The organism is Bacillus rugosus, from assembly GCF_023238245.1.
GTDB classification, from domain to species: domain Bacteria; phylum Bacillota; class Bacilli; order Bacillales; family Bacillaceae; genus Bacillus; species Bacillus rugosus.
The window spans coordinates 1,259,032-1,274,608 of sequence record NZ_CP096590.1; the positions used below are offsets into that span (position 1 = coordinate 1,259,032).

Below are 15,577 nucleotides of genomic sequence, written 5' to 3' on the forward strand. Positions count from 1 at the left end.
AGGGGGATCACCATGGCTGAGGAAAAAAAAGCAAACCAACTGCCTGACAGAAGTGAGGTAAAGGCAGAAGACACATGGAGACTTGAGGATATTTTTCCTAATGATGAGGCCTGGAATAAAGAATTTCAAGCTGTAAAAGAATTAATTCCGAATTTATCTAAGTATAAAGGAAAGCTGGCAGATTCAGCCGATCATTTATACGAGGCTCTTACGTTCCAAGATAAAGTGATGGAGCGGCTGGGCAGGCTGTACACATATGCGCATATGCGCTCTGACCAAGATACCGGGAACTCTTTTTACCAGGGGCTGAATGACAAGGCGGGGAACCTGTATACACAAGCCGCAAGCGCGACAGCTTATTTGGTTCCGGAAATTTTATCCATAGAGGAAGATAAACTGCAGCAGTTTATTCTTGAAAAGGAAGAACTGAAACTGTACTCCCATGCAATTGAGGAGATTACAAAGGAACGCCCGCATGTACTGAGCGAAAAGGAAGAGGCGCTGCTTGCTGAAGCTTCTGATGTGCTCGGCTCATCTTCCAATACGTTCAGCGTGTTAAATAACGCCGAGATTACATTCCCGTCCATTAAAGATGAAGAGGGGAATGAAAAACAGATCACGCACGGCAACTTTATAAATTTCTTAGAAAGTGAAAACCGTGAAGTCCGCAAAAATGCCTTTGACGCAGTATATAAAACATATGGTCAATATAAAAATACAATGGCCACGACGCTAAGCGGCACTGTGAAAAAGGACAACTTCTACGCGAGAGTGAAAAAATACAAGTCAGCGCGTGAAGCTGCGCTTTCTAACAACAGTATTCCTGAGGAAGTGTACGACAACCTCGTCAAAACGATTAATAAGCATTTGCCGCTCCTGCACCGCTATATCGCGCTGAGAAAGAAAGTGCTTGAGCTTGACGAAGTGCATATCTATGATCTGTATACACCGCTTGTGAAGGATGCGGGGATGAAGGTCACGTACGAGGAAGCCAAAGATTACATGCTGAAAGGTCTAGCACCTTTAGGGGAAGAATACGCTTCCATCTTGAAGGAAGGGCTGGAAAACCGCTGGGTCGACGTTTATGAAAATAAAGGAAAACGCAATGGCGCTTATTCATCAGGAGCTTACGGCACGAATCCGTATATCTTGATGAACTGGCATGATAACGTCAATAATCTCTTTACGCTCGTGCACGAGTTTGGACATTCCGTACACAGCTACTATACGAGAAAGCACCAGCCATACCCATACGGCAATTACAGTATCTTTGTCGCGGAAGTTGCGTCTACGACAAACGAAGCGCTTCTTGGAGAATACCTGCTAAACAATTTAGATGATGAAAAACAGCGCTTATATATTCTCAACCATATGCTTGAAGGCTTTAGAGGTACGGTCTTTAGACAAACGATGTTTGCTGAATTTGAACATCTGATCCATACAAAGGCGCAAGAAGGGGAGCCGCTTACACCTGAGCTTTTGACAAATGTCTATTACGATCTGAATAAAAAGTATTTCGGAGACGGCATGGTGATTGATAAGGAAATCGGCCTTGAATGGTCACGGATTCCGCATTTCTATTACAATTACTATGTGTATCAGTATGCGACAGGGTACAGCGCTGCCCAAGCGTTAAGCAGCCAGATTTTGAAAGAAGGAAAGCCGGCGGTTGACCGTTATATTGACTTCCTGAAAGCGGGAAGCTCACAATACCCGATTGATGTCCTGAAAAAAGCGGGCGTTGATATGACGTCTCCAGAGCCGATCGAAGCTGCGTGCAAAATGTTTGAAGAAAAACTTGATGAAATGGAAGAGCTGCTGATGAAAGTCAAGCAGTCTTAAAAAAAAAGCCTGTGCAAAAATGACGCACAGGCTTTTTTAAAACCCTTTAAAGGTTTTCCGATGGTTCAGGCGGTAGAGGGTAAACAAAATAGACAAAAACAGCAGAGGAGAGGTAATATAAAGCGGCAGCATATGCATCATGCCTAATATATTCAAACAGAAAAAAACGGCAATGCACACAATTGAGATCACAGTATACATCATGGCGGTCCCCCTCGTCCTTTTTCCTTATTAGGATATGAGTAAATATACTTCGTTATGTTTTGTGACAAAAATATGAACATTAAGCATAGAGCTTGTCAACAGTCGACATCTTTTGTTATCATAAGGATGTGAAATTGATCACAAACAAACATTACCCCTTTGTTTGACCGTGAAAAATTTCTCCCATCCCCTTTGTTGTCGTTAAGACATATGAAACCGCGCTTATCCCGGCGCGGTTTCTTTAGTGTTATGAACAGAACGTATGTTTGATTCCGGCGTAAAAAAACAGCCTCAAGCATATACACGCCTGCGGCTATTTTTCGCATGATTGATATTCATCAGAATAAGTGCTGAGAGACTTCCAAAACATTCCGTGTTTGGCTTCCACTTTGGCAACCTTTTTAGCAAACGCCAATTTTTTCATTTCCTTTTCTACCTCTTCAAGGCTCAGGTCATAAACAAGAGCTATTTCCTTGGAGGCAACGAAGCGGAAATATTCAATAAAACATTCCAGAGGCGGTGTTTCCGACGGCTTCGGTTCGTCGCCAAGCATCTCAAATAAGATTTCTTCATATACATCATATGAATAGCTGCCGGGTACTTTAAGTCCTTCGTCCTCATGCTGTGTATTGAAAAACGTCAGCGTCGGATTGACGGAAACATCCATCTCAGCGGCAATTCTCATGTCACATTGAAGCGCCTTGACCGCGCTTTGAGAATGAAGATCGTTTTTGAATTCTTCAAGATCGAGACTCGTTTGTTCCGCGATTTCCAAAAGCACGTTTTCATCCGTAATATTTTTCTTTGAAACAAACAGACTCTCCTGCATATTTCTGAGAAATTCCATGCCGGCTTTTCTTCCTTGCAGTTCGGCTGCTTTAAAAGCGAGAGCAGCCATATAAGGCGATGAAAGCGGCTGATCTTGCTCGAACCAGACATTGCCGTCACACGACATGCCGGAACGGCTCGCGATCTTTTCCCATGCTTCTGCGAGAAGGTGCTTTTTCCGTTTCTTATTTAACGCGGTAAGGCTTGCGGAAGCGATAATGCGTAAGGTGAAAAAGCGTCCGTATCTGATTTTCAGCTTTTTAATGACGGGCTCTAAGGACCAGCATTCAGGACATAAAGGGTCTACAAACATGTAGATTTCAAGCGGTTTTTTTGGATGGCCGTGGCAATGGGCGAAGTATTGCTCATGCTGATAGTTTGTCAAGATGATCGATCCTCCGCTTCCGTTTGATTCACCATATGCCTTGCTGTCAATTCCAGCCGGCCAAACAAAAACTCGCGAATATCGCCCTCCAGCCCTACATGGTCCATTGCGTCCTTCATACAGCTGAGCCACGCATCAGCTCTCTCGTTTGTAATTGGAAAGGGAAGATGCCTTGCTCTGAGCATGGGGTGGCCGTGTTCCTCAGTATAAAGCGGAGGCCCGCCTAAATACTGAGTCAAAAATTGCTTCTGTTTCCTGGCGGTTTCTGTTAAATCGCTCGGAAAAATTGGCTTCAGCAAAGGATGAGACGCGACACGCTCATAAAAAGTATCAACAAGTTGCGATAGAAGTTCCTCTCCAATCGCTTCATAAGGTGCGTTAAACGATTGTCCCATGTTGACTACTCCTTTAAATATGGCTAATAGGAATCATAAATCCTATTGCAAAAAGTAATTTTCTGTATTTCAATATTTCATCTAGATTTATTTTAGCAACAAGGCATCATTTCTACAAACAAACTGCCTTTTATGCGTTTGATCAAAAGATTCGGCTGTAAGCCAGGGTTTGTATTTCATATCATATCACATAAAAATCCGGAATGCGTAAGATTTCACTTCGCAAAAAAACCAGAGGGCAGAAGCCGCTCTGGTTACGCGTAATAAGCTGAAGTTATTTTTTTCACATAGTTTTGCGTTTCTTGGAAAGGGGGAATACCTCCGTATCGGTCAACATTTCCCGGTCCGGCGTTGTAAGCCGCTAATGCCATAGACACATTGCCGTCGTATTTGTTCAGCATTTGTTTTAAATACTTCGTTCCGCCCTCCACATTTTGCTGCGGATCCAGTGGATTAGAAACGCCAAGTGAGCTTGCTGTTGACGGCATGAGCTGCATGAGGCCCATCGCACCTGCCCCGCTGACCGCTTTTGCATTAAAACCTGATTCCTGTTTGATGACGGCACGGATTAGTTTTTCATCGACGCCATACTTGTCAGCTGCCTTTTTTATAGCACTGTCAATGGAGAAGTCCCCCGAGCTGATCTGTTTTGCTTCATGTTTGTTTGAAGGTGAATCTGCAGCAGCTGTTTCGGTGCTTTCTGCCGCTTTTGTGATATAACCTGAATTGCTATTCGTATATGAGTTAAGCCCATTAGCTGAAAGCAGTGACGGCGCTGTTGAAGAAGCGCCGTTCAGCAGGCTGAGCGGGCTTGATGTTACAGAAGATGCTGTTGGTTGCTGAGTCGTCAGACCGTTTGTATATTGGCTGAGCAAAGAGCTGAAGCTTGAGAGCGGGCTTTCCGCATCATTTTGAGTGCCTGTGCTGCGTGCATTAGATATAGACTGTAATGCTTGAAGCTGAAGTAAAGCTGCCCAATTCGTTACATTCACGATGTCATTCCACCTTATATAGACTTTCGTTTTTCTTCATAAAAACGCAGAATTTTATTTTTGGTTTCACGCTGAGGAATGCTGAATTGCTGAAGCAGCTTCTCAAAGGCTTGTTTGCCCTCATGCCAGTCTGCCGCCTCAAATTCAATTTCATAGTCCTCTTTATTTAAATATCGGCTGTGGTCTAAAACTATTAAGCCTTTTTCTGTTTCTTTTTCCGCGCGGTTTGTTGCTAGAGATCCAAAGTATTGAATGGCGTCTGTATCGATTTGAAGCTTGTGCAGCTGGTCCTTCACAGGGCCTTCGGGAACTGAAAAGCTGGCAAGGTCTGATACCTCTGAAAGCTGTTGATGCGTTTCCAGAAGCCCTACATCTGCCGGTTCTTTTAGCGTCAAGACATACTCTCCGTTTTTTCTGCGGATTCGAAGCGCAGCGTGTTTTTGTTTCAGCGCAAAGCTATCTGTGTCAAAATAATGATTCTTTTGATCTGTAAAATCTTTTTCTGTCAGGTGGAGTGCGGCAGTAATGGTTTCAAATTCTTGTTTGGTCAGCATGTTTTTAAATTCTATTTCAATTTCTTGTGTCATGATGCTCTTCCTTTCCGCCCTGTAAATCTTATTTTTACTATTATCTCTTTAGATGTTAGGTTTATCAATATCCAGCTTGATATGATAAAATGAATCTGTACTTTGTTTAAAAAGGAGAGCATTATGCATAACAGAATCGAAATTTTGAACGCAACATTATCGGATGATCAGCTTCGCCTTGCCTGTGAGACAGAAGGAAACGAAGCGGAACGCAAGCCGTCAGGTCAAATGCTTGTTGATTCTGACCACTTTGCTTTTGTATACATACTTGAATTAGCTGATTCTTTTGAATATGTCATTATAAAGGAACATGTATGGCCGGAACTGAAGCAGGCCCATGAACAAAGAGTCCCGGTTGTTTTAGAGGCCGGAGGCGAAACCATTGAACTGGCAGGCCTGCATGAGGAACTGGAGTATCTGTTAGAAAATATTAAAGATAATGCAAACTACGGAGAAATGGAAGAAAAAGTGAAACGCGTGTTTTTATAGAAACTGGTTCGGAATTGGGGGATGTATGATGGATGACAAACAATGGGAGCGTTTTTTAGTGCCGTACCGCCAGGCTGTCGAAGAGTTGAAAGTGAAGCTCAAGGGGATCCGCACACTATATGAATATGAGGATGACCATTCTCCGATCGAATTTGTGACCGGGCGCGTCAAACCTGTGGCGAGCATACTAGAAAAAGCGAGACGGAAAAGCATACCGTTACATGAGATTGAAACCATACAGGATATCGCAGGCCTTAGAATCATGTGCCAATTTGTCGATGACATCCAAATCGTAAAAGACATGCTGTTTGCCAGAAAAGATTTCACCGTTGTGGATCAGAGGGATTATATTGCGGAACATAAAGAGAGCGGGTACCGGTCATATCATCTTGTCGTGCTGTATCCTTTACAGACGGTATCCGGAGAAAAGCATGTTCTTGTCGAAATACAGATCCGTACACTGGCGATGAATTTTTGGGCGACCATTGAGCATTCATTGAATTATAAATACAGCGGAAACATTCCTGAAAAAGTAAAATTAAGGCTTCAGCGTGCTTCTGAAGCGGCTTCCCGGCTTGATGAAGAGATGTCGGAGATCAGGGGTGAAGTACAGGAAGCTCAAGCTGCCTTTTCAAGAAAGAAAAAAGGAAGCGAGCAACAATAGGTAAAGGGGAAGAAAAGCATGAAATTTGCCGTATCATCAAAAGGTGATCAAGTTTCTGATACGCTGAAAAGCAAAATACAGGCGTATTTGTTGGATTTTGATATGGAACTGGATGAAAATGAACCGGAAATCGTCATTTCAGTTGGGGGCGATGGAACGCTTTTGTACGCTTTTCACAGATACAGCGACCGCTTGGACAAAACAGCATTTGTCGGCGTTCACACGGGTCATCTGGGGTTTTATGCCGACTGGGTTCCTCATGAAATTGAAAAACTTGTTCTCGCGATTGCGAAAACGCCGTATCATACCGTCGAATATCCGCTTCTCGAAGTGATTGTGACCTATCACGAAAACGAGCGGGAAGAAAGATATTTAGCATTGAATGAATGCACGATTAAAAGCATAGAAGGAAGCCTTGTGGCTGATGTGGAAATCAAGGGACAGCTCTTTGAAACCTTCCGGGGCGACGGCCTCTGCCTGTCAACGCCATCCGGCAGCACCGCCTACAATAAGGCGCTGGGCGGAGCGATTATCCATCCGTCTATTAGAGCGATCCAGCTTGCGGAAATGGCTTCTATTAATAACCGCGTATTCCGGACGGTCGGATCGCCGCTGCTTCTCCCTTCCCATCATGATTGCATGATTAAGCCGAGAAACGAAGTTGACTTTCAAGTGACAATTGACCATTTAACCCTTCTTCATAAGGATGTAAAGTCGATCCGCTGCCAAGTTGCATCCGAAAATGTGAGGTTTGCGAGATTCCGTCCGTTTCCATTTTGGAAAAGAGTCCAGGATTCGTTTATCGGAAAAGGTGAATAGAAAGAGGACGTATCGTGGATTATTTTTTTATCAGAAAGAACATTACTTCCGCTGAAAATGGGATAACTCTAAAAGAATATGCCGCTGAACTGGGAATTTCGAAACGTCTGCTGACCGATATCAAGTTTGGCGGTGGAGACCTGCTTATCAACGGTGAGCATGTGACGGTCAAATACGTTTTGAGAGAGGGAGATCTTCTTGTCGTCAAGTTTCCTGAGGAACAGGTAAGCGAGACGCTACTGGCAGAGCCTGTTCCGCTCGATATCCTGTATGAGGATGAACATGTACTTGTGATAAACAAGCAGCCGTATGTGTCATCTATCCCTTCGAGAGAGCACCCATCCGGCAGCATTGCCAATGGAATTATCCATCATTATCAAAAAAACGGAGTGCGGGCGACGGTTCACCTTGTAACCCGGCTTGACCGGGATACATCTGGTGTCATGCTTGTTGCCAAGCATCGCTTTGCCCACTCCATTTTATCGTCAGCGCAAAAAAACGGGCTTGTGAAACGCCGGTATGCGGCAGTGGTCCACGGGCGGTTGACACAGGCGGAGGGAACAGTCGATGCACCGATTGGCAGACATCCTGACAGTATTATTGAACGGAAGGTGACACCGGACGGCCAGAAGGCTGTTACTCATTTTTATGTCACATGCGCAAATGACGACTTGACCTCGGTGACATTGCAGCTTGAGACTGGACGTACCCACCAAATTCGTGTTCATATGAGCTATCTCGGGCACCCGCTGTGCGGCGATACACTGTACGGCGGAACGAGGCGGGAAATTGGCCGCCAGGCCCTGCACAGCGAGCAGCTTTCATTTATCCATCCGCTGACACAGGAGAACATGACATTTCATGCTTCACTGCCTCAAGATATGAAAGAACTGATAAAAGGAGAGAATCAATGATTCTCTCCTTTTTTATATGGGGCGAAATCTTGATTCGTCATAAGGCAGGGAACTTGGAACAGAGACGGTTTCTATTTCTGGAAAGCGAAAGCCTGTCAGTTTATTTCCGAACACGCAGCCTGTATCAATGTTGATGGTGCGATTGACCTTCCGAGGCTCTTTCACAGGTGTATGGCCGTATACGACCCAAGCCTTGCCGTTATAGGCTGCCGCCCAATCACGTCTGACGGGTCTGCCGTCCGGATACGTTTCACCCGTCACATCACCGTAAAGCACAAAGTCTTTCACTCTGCGGGTATATTTGCCGATATCGTCAGCCTTTATGCCAGCATGGGCGACAACTAATTCTCCGTTATGTAAGATGTCGTAAAGCGGCGCTGTTTCGTACAGCTTCATAAACTGTTCGCTTACTGCTGTTCTTTCTTCTTTAGAAAGTTCTTCAAGCTCTGCCGCTGTTGTTTCGAGACCATGCATCACTTTCACCGGATTTCCTTTTAAGTAGCGGAACAGCTTATTGCAATGATTTCCCGGGACATAACGTACAGCGCCTTTTTCGTAAGCGCCCGCTACAAAGCGGATGACCTCTATCGATTTGGGTCCTCTGTCGGTTAAATCTCCGGCAAAAACAAGCATCCTGCCTTCCTCGTGGACAGGTACTCCATTTTTGATCGTATAGCCAAGCTTTTGGATTAATGCAGTCATTTCGTCATAGCAGCCATGAATATCGCTGATTATGTCGTAAGCCATTCGGCATCCTCCTTACCAATGATTTTATTTATTATGATGCAAAGTGTTGTGAGTCATCACAAGCTTTTATGTGCAAATTATAGAAGAATCATTTTCTAAACAGGATTTAGACCATATTACTTTATTTTTTATCATCACCCTTGTTAAAATCGCGTTATGTTTTTTAAAAAATTGAGGTTTTGTTCTTTGATTAAGAACTAGAATAACCCTGATCTAAAAAGGAGGTTCTGATTATGGCGCATACATCTGTCGCATCTTTAGTTGTTGTACTTATCGTTGCATTTTTGACACCCATCCTTTTGCATCGGTTTAAACTCAGCATTCCGGTTGTTGTTGCTGAAATCATTATGGGATTGATCATAGGAAAAAGCGGCCTAAATTTAGTTGTGGAGGGTGACACATGGCTCCAGACGCTTTCTATGCTCGGATTTATCTTTTTAATGTTTTTAAGCGGGCTTGAAATTGATTTTTCATCGTTTGAGAAAGGAAAGAAAAAGCAGCTTATGCCGAACGGCAAAGAAGCGCCTAATACGTTTGCTGCGGCATCTATTATCTTTGGCGGTATTTTTATTTTATCATTGCTGCTGTCTTATGGGTTCGTCTTGGCAGGATTTATCGAAAATGCATTCTTAATGACGCTTATTATTTCAACGATTTCATTAGGCGTTGTCGTTCCAACGTTAAAAGAAGAACGAATCATGAATTCAAATATCGGGCAGATTATTTTGCTCGTTGCTGTTATTGCTGATTTGGCTACGATGATTCTTCTTGCTGTTTTTTCCTCTTTATACGGAGAGGACAGCGGAAACATGTGGCTTCTGATGATCCTGTTTGCAGCCGGAGTGGTGCTTTACTTTTTCGGCCGGGTCTTCAAACATCGCTCTTTTGTTCAATCCATGTCAAAAGGGACGATCCAGATCGGAACGCGCGCGATTTTTACGTTAATTATCGTACTCGTTGCCCTGTCTGAATCACTTGGGGCAGAAAATATTCTCGGCGCTTTCTTAGCAGGGGTTCTCGTTTCCCTTCTTTCACCAAACAAAGAACTTGTTCAGCAGCTGGATTCATTCGGCTACGGGTTCTTAATTCCGATTTTCTTTGTGATGGTCGGTGTGAAGCTGGATATATGGACCCTTTTCCAAGATCCGAAAATATTAATCATGATTCCACTTCTGCTTTTGGCGCTGTTAGTCAGCAAAATCATTCCTGTCCTGTACTTGAAGAAGTGGTATGATAACCGAACCGTTTTGGCATCTGGTTTCCTGCTGACATCAACGCTTTCGCTCGTGATTGCCGCTGCGACAATCGGCCAGCAGCTTCACGTGATCAGCGCAAATATGTCAGGAGCGCTGACGTTAGTAGCCGTCATTGCCAGTATTTTTTCGCCGGTCTTCTTTAAAAAATTGTACAAACGGGAGGAGCAGCCGGAGGAGAAAAAGACGATTACGTTTATCGGTGCAAACCAAATGACATTGCCTGTTACTCTTGAACTGCCGGAGGAAGAGTATGATGTGCGTGTTGTACACGTATACCAAGAGAATGCGGAGGAAAAGCTGTCAGAATCAGTATTTACTGTCGAAACGATTTCTGACTATGAACACGAGACGCTTGAATCACTCGGCATTTTTGATACGGATATCCTCGTTGTTGCGACAGGGAATGAAGACATGAATGCGGACATTGCATTACTTGCAAAAGAAAAAGGCACAGAAAGAATCATTGCCAGCGTAGGATCACCGGAGAATGAAGCAGCTCTGAAGGAGCAGGGAATCAGCATCTTTTCTATTCTGTTGTCAACAAAAACACTGCTTCGCGCTCTGATAGAAGCGCCTGGAGTCATGAGGCTTCTCACGAACCAGGAGTCTTCGCTGTATCAAATTAATATGGAAAACAGCACTTACGACGGTGTGATTTTGCGGGAATTCCCTTTAACAGGCGACGTCATCTTTGTCAGGATTTTCAGGGGTGTGGATAGCATCGTTCCACATGGGGACACAAGGCTGAAACTGGGAGACCGCTTAATTGTTACCGGATCTCGGGGGTACGTAACGGAGCTTAAGAAAACATTAGAAGGATAAACCTTGACCAAATAGGGATTCGTGTTAATATAGAGGTGCAGAACAATTCAATATGTATTCGTATAACCACTAGGGGTGTCCTTCATAAGGGCTGAGATAAAAGTGTGACTTTTAGACCCTCATAACTTGAACAGGTTCAGACCTGCGTAGGGAAGTGGAGCGGTATTTGTGTTATTTTACTATGCCAATTCCAAACCACTTTTCCTTGCGGGAAAGTGGTTTTTTTATTTATCAGACAGGGGGAATGACGTGTGAAGTTTTCAGAAGAATGCCGCAGTGCAGCCGCAGAATGGTGGGAGGGGAGTTTTGTCCATCCGTTCGTTCAGGGAATCGGTGATGGAACGCTTCCGATTGACCGTTTTAAATACTACGTGCTTCAGGATTCTTATTATTTAACGCATTTTGCGAAGGTGCAATCGTTTGGCGCCGCTTATGCGAAGGACCTTTATACAACGGGACGGATGGCAAGCCACGCCCAAGGTACATATGAGGCGGAAATGGCGCTTCATCGCGAATTTACGGAGCTGTTGGAAATCAGTGAGGAAGAACGTAAGGCGTTTAAGGCGTCTCCTACGGCGTATTCTTATACATCCCATATGTATCGTTCAGTTTTGAGCGGAAATTTTGCTGAGATTTTAGCGGCTCTGCTTCCATGCTACTGGCTTTATTACGAGGTTGGTGAGAAATTGCTGCATTGTGACCCGGGACATCCGATTTATCAAAAGTGGATTGGCACATACGGCGGTGACTGGTTCAGACAGCAGGTCGAAGAGCAAATCAACCGGTTTGATGAGCTGGCGGAAAACAGCACGGAGGAAGTGCGCGCAAAGATGAAAGAGAATTTTGTCATCTCCAGCTTCTATGAGTATCAATTTTGGGGAATGGCCTATCGAAAAGAAGGCTGGTCTGACAGCGGCATAAAAGAGGTGGAGGAATGTGGAGCTTCACGCCATAACTGATGACTGCAAGCCGCTTGAAGAGTTAGCGAGAGCAATTATAGCTATTCAGAATGAAGTTGATTTTATTCACATTCGGGAACGCTCAAAATCGGCGGCAGATATTTTGAAACTGCTTGAGCTTATTTCTGAAGGCGGTGTTGATAAACGAAAACTGGTCATGAACGGACGGGTGGATATTGCGCTTTTTTCTACAATTCATCGCGTGCAGCTGCCAAGCAGCAGCTTTTCGCCGAAGCAGGTCAGAGCCAGATTTCCTCACCTGCATATCGGGCGGTCGGTGCACTCACTGGAGGAAGCGGTTCAAGCAGAAAAGGAAGACGCAGACTACGTGCTGTTCGGCCATGTGTTTGAAACGGATTGTAAAAAGGGTCTTGAAGGCAGAGGTGTGTCATTGCTGTCAGATATCGCACAGCGGATTTCTGTCCCGGTTATTGCAATCGGAGGAATGACGCCGGACAGATTAAGAGCCGTAAAACAAGCTGGAGCAGATGGCATTGCAGTCATGTCGGGGATTTTTTCTTCCGCTGACCCTTTGGAAGCTGCCAGACGATATTCCCGTAAGTTAAAGGAGATGCGCTATGAAAAGGCATTATGATGCAGTTGTCATTGGAGGCGGAATTATCGGTTCCGCGATTGCTTATCATTTAACAAAGGAAAACAAAAATGTCGCATTGTTTGAAAGTGGAACAATGGGCGGCAGAACAACAAGTGCCGCTGCCGGAATGCTGGGCGCCCATGCCGAGTGCGAGGAACGTGACGCGTTTTTTGACTTTGCCATGCACAGCCAGCGTCTGTACAAAGGTCTTCGGGAAGAGCTTTACACATTATCCGGTATCGATATCAGACAGCATAACGGCGGTATGTTTAAGCTTGCGTTTTCTGAAGAAGATGTGCTGCGGCTGAGGAAGATGGATGACTTGGATTCTGTCAGCTGGCATACAAAAGAAGAAGTTTTAGATACAGAGCCATATACGTCTGGTGACATTTTCGGGGCAGCCTTTATCCAGGATGATGTGCATGTTGAGCCTTATTTCGTTTGCAAGGCATATGCGAAAGCAGCGAAAGCGCTTGGGGCGGAGATTTTTGAGCGTACTCCTGTCCTGCATGTCGAACGTGACGGGGAAGCGCTGTCCATCGAGACGCCGAATGGTAATGTGTGGGCGGATCATGTCGCGGTTGCCAGCGGAGTGTGGAGCGGAATGTTTTTTAAACAGCTCGGGCTGAACAATTCATTTTTCCCTGTAAAAGGGGAGTGCCTTTCTGTTTGGAATGATGATATACCGCTGACAAAAACACTTTACCATGACCATTGCTATATCGTCCCGAGAAAAAGCGGCAGACTGGTTGTCGGCGCGACAATGAAGCCGGGTGACTGGAGTGAAACACCGGATCTTGGCGGGTTGGAATCTGTTATGAGAAAAGCAAAAACGATGCTGCCGACCATTCAGAGTATGAAGGTGGATCGTTTTTGGGCAGGACTGCGGCCGGGAACAAAGGATGGGAAGCCGTACATCGGCAGACACCCTGAGGACAGCCGTATTTTATTTGCGGCGGGCCATTTCAGAAATGGGATTCTGCTTGCTCCGGCAACGGGCGCTTTGATCAGTGATCTCATGATGAATAAAGAGGTCAATCAAGACTGGCTGCACGCATTCCGAATTGATCGCAAGGAGGCGGTTCAGATATGATGCTACAGCTGAACGGTAAAGACGTGAAGTGGGAAAAAGATACAGGTACAATTCAAGACCTGCTGGCGTCTTATCAGCTTGAAAATAAAATCGTTATCGTTGAAAGAAATAAAGAAATTATCGGCAAAGAACATTATCACGAGGTTGAGCTTTGTGATCGCGATGTCATTGAAATTGTCCATTTTGTAGGAGGCGGATGAGCATGTTAACAATTGGCGGGAAATCATTTCAATCAAGATTGCTGCTGGGTACGGGGAAATACCCATCGTTTGACATCCAAAAGGAAGCGGTGGCCGTTTCCGAGTCTGATATTTTAACATTTGCTGTGCGGAGAATGAACATCTTTGAAGCGTCTCAGCCGAATTTTCTGGAACAGCTTGATTTATCCAAATATACGCTTTTGCCGAATACAGCGGGCGCGAGCACCGCTGAAGAAGCGGTCCGGATTGCAAGGCTGGCGAAAGCGTCAGGACTTTGTGACATGATTAAAGTCGAAGTCATCGGATGCAGCCGTTCCTTGCTGCCTGATCCCGTTGAGACATTAAAAGCGTCTGAACAGCTTCTTGAAGAAGGATTTATTGTGCTCCCGTACACGTCGGATGATGTTGTGCTGGCGAGAAAACTGGAGGAGCTTGGCGTTCATGCCATCATGCCGGGTGCCTCCCCGATTGGATCGGGACAAGGAATCTTAAACCCGTTGAATCTGTCATTTATTATTGAACAGGCGAAGGTGCCTGTCATCGTGGACGCCGGAATCGGATCGCCTAAAGATGCAGCATACGCAATGGAGCTTGGAGCGGATGGCGTACTCCTCAATACAGCTGTATCAGGCGCGAATGATCCTGTGAAAATGGCGCATGCCATGAAGCTCGCGGTGGAAGCAGGGCGCCTCTCTTTTGAGGCGGGCCGCATTCCGCTTAAGCAATACGGAACGGCAAGCAGTCCGGGAGAAGGTCTTCCGGTATGACGGACAGGTACTCCAGACAGGAGCTGTTTGCTCCGATCGGCCCAGCCGGCCAGAAGAAATTGAAAGAAGCGCGCGCCGTGATCATCGGCGCCGGCGCGCTTGGAACAGCGAGTGCTGAAATGCTGGTTAGGGCGGGAGTCGGCTCTGTGAAAATTGCCGACAGAGATTACGTTGAATGGAGCAACCTGCAGCGCCAGCAGCTGTATACAGAAGAAGATGTCAAAAAAGAAATGCCAAAAGCGGCCGCTGCTGAGCATCGTCTCCGTTCGATTAACAGTGATGTCGATGTGACTGGCCTTGTCATGGATGTGACAGCGGAAAATATCTTCGAGCTGATTAAGGGCGCTTCGATCATTGTGGATGCGGCTGATAATTTTGAAACCCGCCTAATCGTAAACGATGCTGCGGTCAAAGAAGGGATTCCTTTTCTTTACGGTGCCTGTGTAGGGAGCTATGGCCTCACCTTTACCGTAGTGCCGGGGTCGACCCCTTGCTTGCATTGCTTGCTTGATACACTTCCGATTGGCGGAGCGACATGTGACACAGCCGGCATTATCAGTCCGGCTGTTTTGCAGGTAGCGGTCTTTCAGGTGACAGACGCGCTGAAGCTGCTGACGGGAGAGGAGTGCGAGCCAGTGCTGCGCTCCTTTGACTTGTGGAAAAACGAACGGTCAGAGGTGAGAGCGGCGGGTCTCAAACATGACGCATGCCCAAGCTGCGGCACGAAAGATTTTCCGTTTTTGTCATATGAGAACCAAACAAAAGCGGCTGTATTGTGCGGCAGGAATACGGTGCAAATCAGATCATCCCTTACAAAAGAAGCGAACCTTGAAGTGCTAGCCGGCCAGCTGAGACAGGCCGGGCTTGAAGTAGCCGCGAATCCGTATTTAATTTCCTGCCGCTCGGATGATATGAAAATGGTGCTGTTCAGGGATGGCAGAGCATTGATCCATGGAACGAATGATATTGCCCGGGCAAAATCCATTTATCATAAATGGATCGGGTAATAAAAGGAGTGT

At 45.5% G+C, this 15,577-nt stretch carries 18 protein-coding genes and 1 riboswitch; of the genes, 12 read left to right on the forward strand and 6 right to left on the reverse strand.

Going from position 1 to position 15,577, the window contains the following annotated elements:
• Nucleotides 1–12: 12 nt before the first annotated feature.
• The gene (gene pepF / locus M0696_RS06360) at nt 13–1,842 is read left to right on the forward strand and encodes an oligoendopeptidase F (RefSeq protein WP_166854689.1); all 1,830 of its coding nucleotides are present in this window, start codon (nt 13–15) and stop codon (nt 1,840–1,842) included.
• A 36-nt stretch (nt 1,843–1,878) separates the two neighbouring features.
• Here the strand turns inward: pepF and M0696_RS06365 are convergent, their stop codons facing one another.
• The 5 genes from M0696_RS06365 to M0696_RS06385 form a co-directional block, all read right to left on the reverse strand.
• The gene (locus M0696_RS06365; RefSeq protein ID WP_019713977.1) at nt 1,879–2,046 is read right to left on the reverse strand and encodes a hypothetical protein; all 168 of its coding nucleotides are present in this window, start codon (nt 2,044–2,046) and stop codon (nt 1,879–1,881) included.
• 313 nt (nt 2,047–2,359) lie between these two features.
• On the reverse strand, nt 2,360–3,259 hold the full coding sequence (spxH, locus tag M0696_RS06370) for a protease adaptor protein SpxH (protein ID WP_166853625.1): 900 nt from the start codon (nt 3,257–3,259) through the stop codon (nt 2,360–2,362).
• The gene (locus M0696_RS06375) at nt 3,256–3,654 is read right to left on the reverse strand and encodes a globin domain-containing protein (RefSeq protein WP_003224612.1); all 399 of its coding nucleotides are present in this window, start codon (nt 3,652–3,654) and stop codon (nt 3,256–3,258) included. The genes spxH and M0696_RS06375 overlap by 4 nt, the downstream gene beginning before the upstream one ends.
• A 254-nt stretch (nt 3,655–3,908) precedes the next feature.
• Nucleotides 3,909–4,646, reverse strand: a complete 738-nt coding sequence (cwlQ, locus tag M0696_RS06380) for a bifunctional muramidase/murein lytic transglycosylase (RefSeq protein ID WP_248602606.1) — start codon at nt 4,644–4,646, stop codon at nt 3,909–3,911.
• 14 nt (nt 4,647–4,660) lie between these two features.
• Nucleotides 4,661–5,233, reverse strand: coding sequence for a CYTH domain-containing protein (locus M0696_RS06385; RefSeq protein WP_248602607.1), 573 nt, complete (start codon nt 5,231–5,233; stop codon nt 4,661–4,663).
• A 123-nt stretch (nt 5,234–5,356) separates the two neighbouring features.
• Here M0696_RS06385 and M0696_RS06390 point away from each other — a divergent pair, with 123 nt between their 5' ends.
• The 4 genes from M0696_RS06390 to M0696_RS06405 are packed head-to-tail and all read left to right on the forward strand — an operon-like array spanning nt 5,357 to nt 8,119.
• The gene (locus tag M0696_RS06390; RefSeq protein ID WP_248602608.1) at nt 5,357–5,722 is read left to right on the forward strand and encodes a UPF0738 family protein; all 366 of its coding nucleotides are present in this window, start codon (nt 5,357–5,359) and stop codon (nt 5,720–5,722) included.
• Between the two features lie 28 nt (nt 5,723–5,750).
• Nucleotides 5,751–6,386 carry a GTP diphosphokinase gene (gene yjbM / locus M0696_RS06395; protein WP_019713982.1) on the forward strand — a complete coding sequence of 212 codons (636 nt, stop codon included), beginning with the start codon at nt 5,751–5,753 and terminating at the stop codon, nt 6,384–6,386.
• A gap of 18 nt (nt 6,387–6,404) precedes the next feature.
• Nucleotides 6,405–7,205 carry an NAD kinase gene (locus M0696_RS06400; protein WP_003224622.1) on the forward strand — a complete coding sequence of 267 codons (801 nt, stop codon included), beginning with the start codon at nt 6,405–6,407 and terminating at the stop codon, nt 7,203–7,205.
• A gap of 14 nt (nt 7,206–7,219) precedes the next feature.
• Nucleotides 7,220–8,119, forward strand: a complete 900-nt coding sequence (locus tag M0696_RS06405; RefSeq protein WP_205200867.1) for an RluA family pseudouridine synthase — start codon at nt 7,220–7,222, stop codon at nt 8,117–8,119.
• Between the two features lie 12 nt (nt 8,120–8,131).
• Here M0696_RS06405 and prpE read toward each other — a convergent pair whose 3' ends face one another.
• Nucleotides 8,132–8,866: a bis(5'-nucleosyl)-tetraphosphatase PrpE gene (gene prpE / locus M0696_RS06410; protein ID WP_014113384.1), complete on the reverse strand. Its 735-nt coding sequence runs from the start codon at nt 8,864–8,866 to the stop codon at nt 8,132–8,134.
• Between the two features lie 233 nt (nt 8,867–9,099).
• On the opposite strand from prpE, the gene M0696_RS06415 reads away from it, so the two are divergent.
• From M0696_RS06415 to thiF, 7 genes are all read left to right on the forward strand, one after another.
• Nucleotides 9,100–10,944 (forward strand): monovalent cation:proton antiporter family protein, encoded by a 1,845-nt coding sequence (locus M0696_RS06415; protein ID WP_014113385.1) that lies wholly within the window; start codon nt 9,100–9,102, stop codon nt 10,942–10,944.
• Between the two features lie 61 nt (nt 10,945–11,005).
• A riboswitch (TPP riboswitch) is annotated at nt 11,006–11,114 on the forward strand.
• Nucleotides 11,115–11,195: 81 nt separating this feature from the next.
• The gene (tenA, locus tag M0696_RS06420; RefSeq protein ID WP_248602609.1) at nt 11,196–11,903 is read left to right on the forward strand and encodes a thiaminase II; all 708 of its coding nucleotides are present in this window, start codon (nt 11,196–11,198) and stop codon (nt 11,901–11,903) included.
• Complete coding sequence (tenI, locus tag M0696_RS06425) at nt 11,881–12,498, forward strand: thiazole tautomerase TenI (protein ID WP_248602610.1); 618 nt, start codon at nt 11,881–11,883, stop codon at nt 12,496–12,498. Before tenA ends, tenI begins: the two co-directional genes overlap by 23 nt.
• The gene (gene thiO / locus M0696_RS06430) at nt 12,482–13,591 is read left to right on the forward strand and encodes a glycine oxidase ThiO (RefSeq protein WP_248602611.1); all 1,110 of its coding nucleotides are present in this window, start codon (nt 12,482–12,484) and stop codon (nt 13,589–13,591) included. Before tenI ends, thiO begins: the two co-directional genes overlap by 17 nt.
• Nucleotides 13,591–13,791 carry a sulfur carrier protein ThiS gene (thiS, locus tag M0696_RS06435; RefSeq protein WP_072182824.1) on the forward strand — a complete coding sequence of 67 codons (201 nt, stop codon included), beginning with the start codon at nt 13,591–13,593 and terminating at the stop codon, nt 13,789–13,791. The genes thiO and thiS overlap by 1 nt, the downstream gene beginning before the upstream one ends.
• Nucleotides 13,788–14,558, forward strand: a complete 771-nt coding sequence (gene thiG, locus M0696_RS06440; RefSeq protein ID WP_248602612.1) for a thiazole synthase — start codon at nt 13,788–13,790, stop codon at nt 14,556–14,558. Before thiS ends, thiG begins: the two co-directional genes overlap by 4 nt.
• The gene (gene thiF, locus M0696_RS06445) at nt 14,555–15,565 is read left to right on the forward strand and encodes a thiazole biosynthesis adenylyltransferase ThiF (RefSeq protein WP_248602613.1); all 1,011 of its coding nucleotides are present in this window, start codon (nt 14,555–14,557) and stop codon (nt 15,563–15,565) included. The genes thiG and thiF overlap by 4 nt, the downstream gene beginning before the upstream one ends.
• The last annotated feature ends 12 nt before the right edge of the window (nt 15,566–15,577 follow it).

Bases quoted from the DNA above. Each gene is read 5' to 3' on its own strand.
- thiF (WP_248602613.1), top strand. From the start codon at position 14,555: ATGACGGACAGGTACTCCAGACAGGAGCTGTTTGCTCCGATCGGCCCA.
- M0696_RS06365 (WP_019713977.1), bottom strand. From the start codon at position 2,046: ATGATGTATACTGTGATCTCAATTGTGTGCATTGCCGTTTTTTTCTGT.
- pepF (WP_166854689.1), top strand. From the start codon at position 13: ATGGCTGAGGAAAAAAAAGCAAACCAACTGCCTGACAGAAGTGAGGTA.
- thiO (WP_248602611.1), top strand. From the start codon at position 12,482: ATGAAAAGGCATTATGATGCAGTTGTCATTGGAGGCGGAATTATCGGT.
- M0696_RS06385 (WP_248602607.1), bottom strand. From the start codon at position 5,233: ATGACACAAGAAATTGAAATAGAATTTAAAAACATGCTGACCAAACAA.
- prpE (WP_014113384.1), bottom strand. From the start codon at position 8,866: ATGGCTTACGACATAATCAGCGATATTCATGGCTGCTATGACGAAATG.
- thiG (WP_248602612.1), top strand. From the start codon at position 13,788: ATGAGCATGTTAACAATTGGCGGGAAATCATTTCAATCAAGATTGCTG.
- M0696_RS06415 (WP_014113385.1), top strand. From the start codon at position 9,100: ATGGCGCATACATCTGTCGCATCTTTAGTTGTTGTACTTATCGTTGCA.
- M0696_RS06390 (WP_248602608.1), top strand. From the start codon at position 5,357: ATGCATAACAGAATCGAAATTTTGAACGCAACATTATCGGATGATCAG.
- M0696_RS06400 (WP_003224622.1), top strand. From the start codon at position 6,405: ATGAAATTTGCCGTATCATCAAAAGGTGATCAAGTTTCTGATACGCTG.
- M0696_RS06375 (WP_003224612.1), bottom strand. From the start codon at position 3,654: ATGGGACAATCGTTTAACGCACCTTATGAAGCGATTGGAGAGGAACTT.
- thiS (WP_072182824.1), top strand. From the start codon at position 13,591: ATGCTACAGCTGAACGGTAAAGACGTGAAGTGGGAAAAAGATACAGGT.
- yjbM (WP_019713982.1), top strand. From the start codon at position 5,751: ATGGATGACAAACAATGGGAGCGTTTTTTAGTGCCGTACCGCCAGGCT.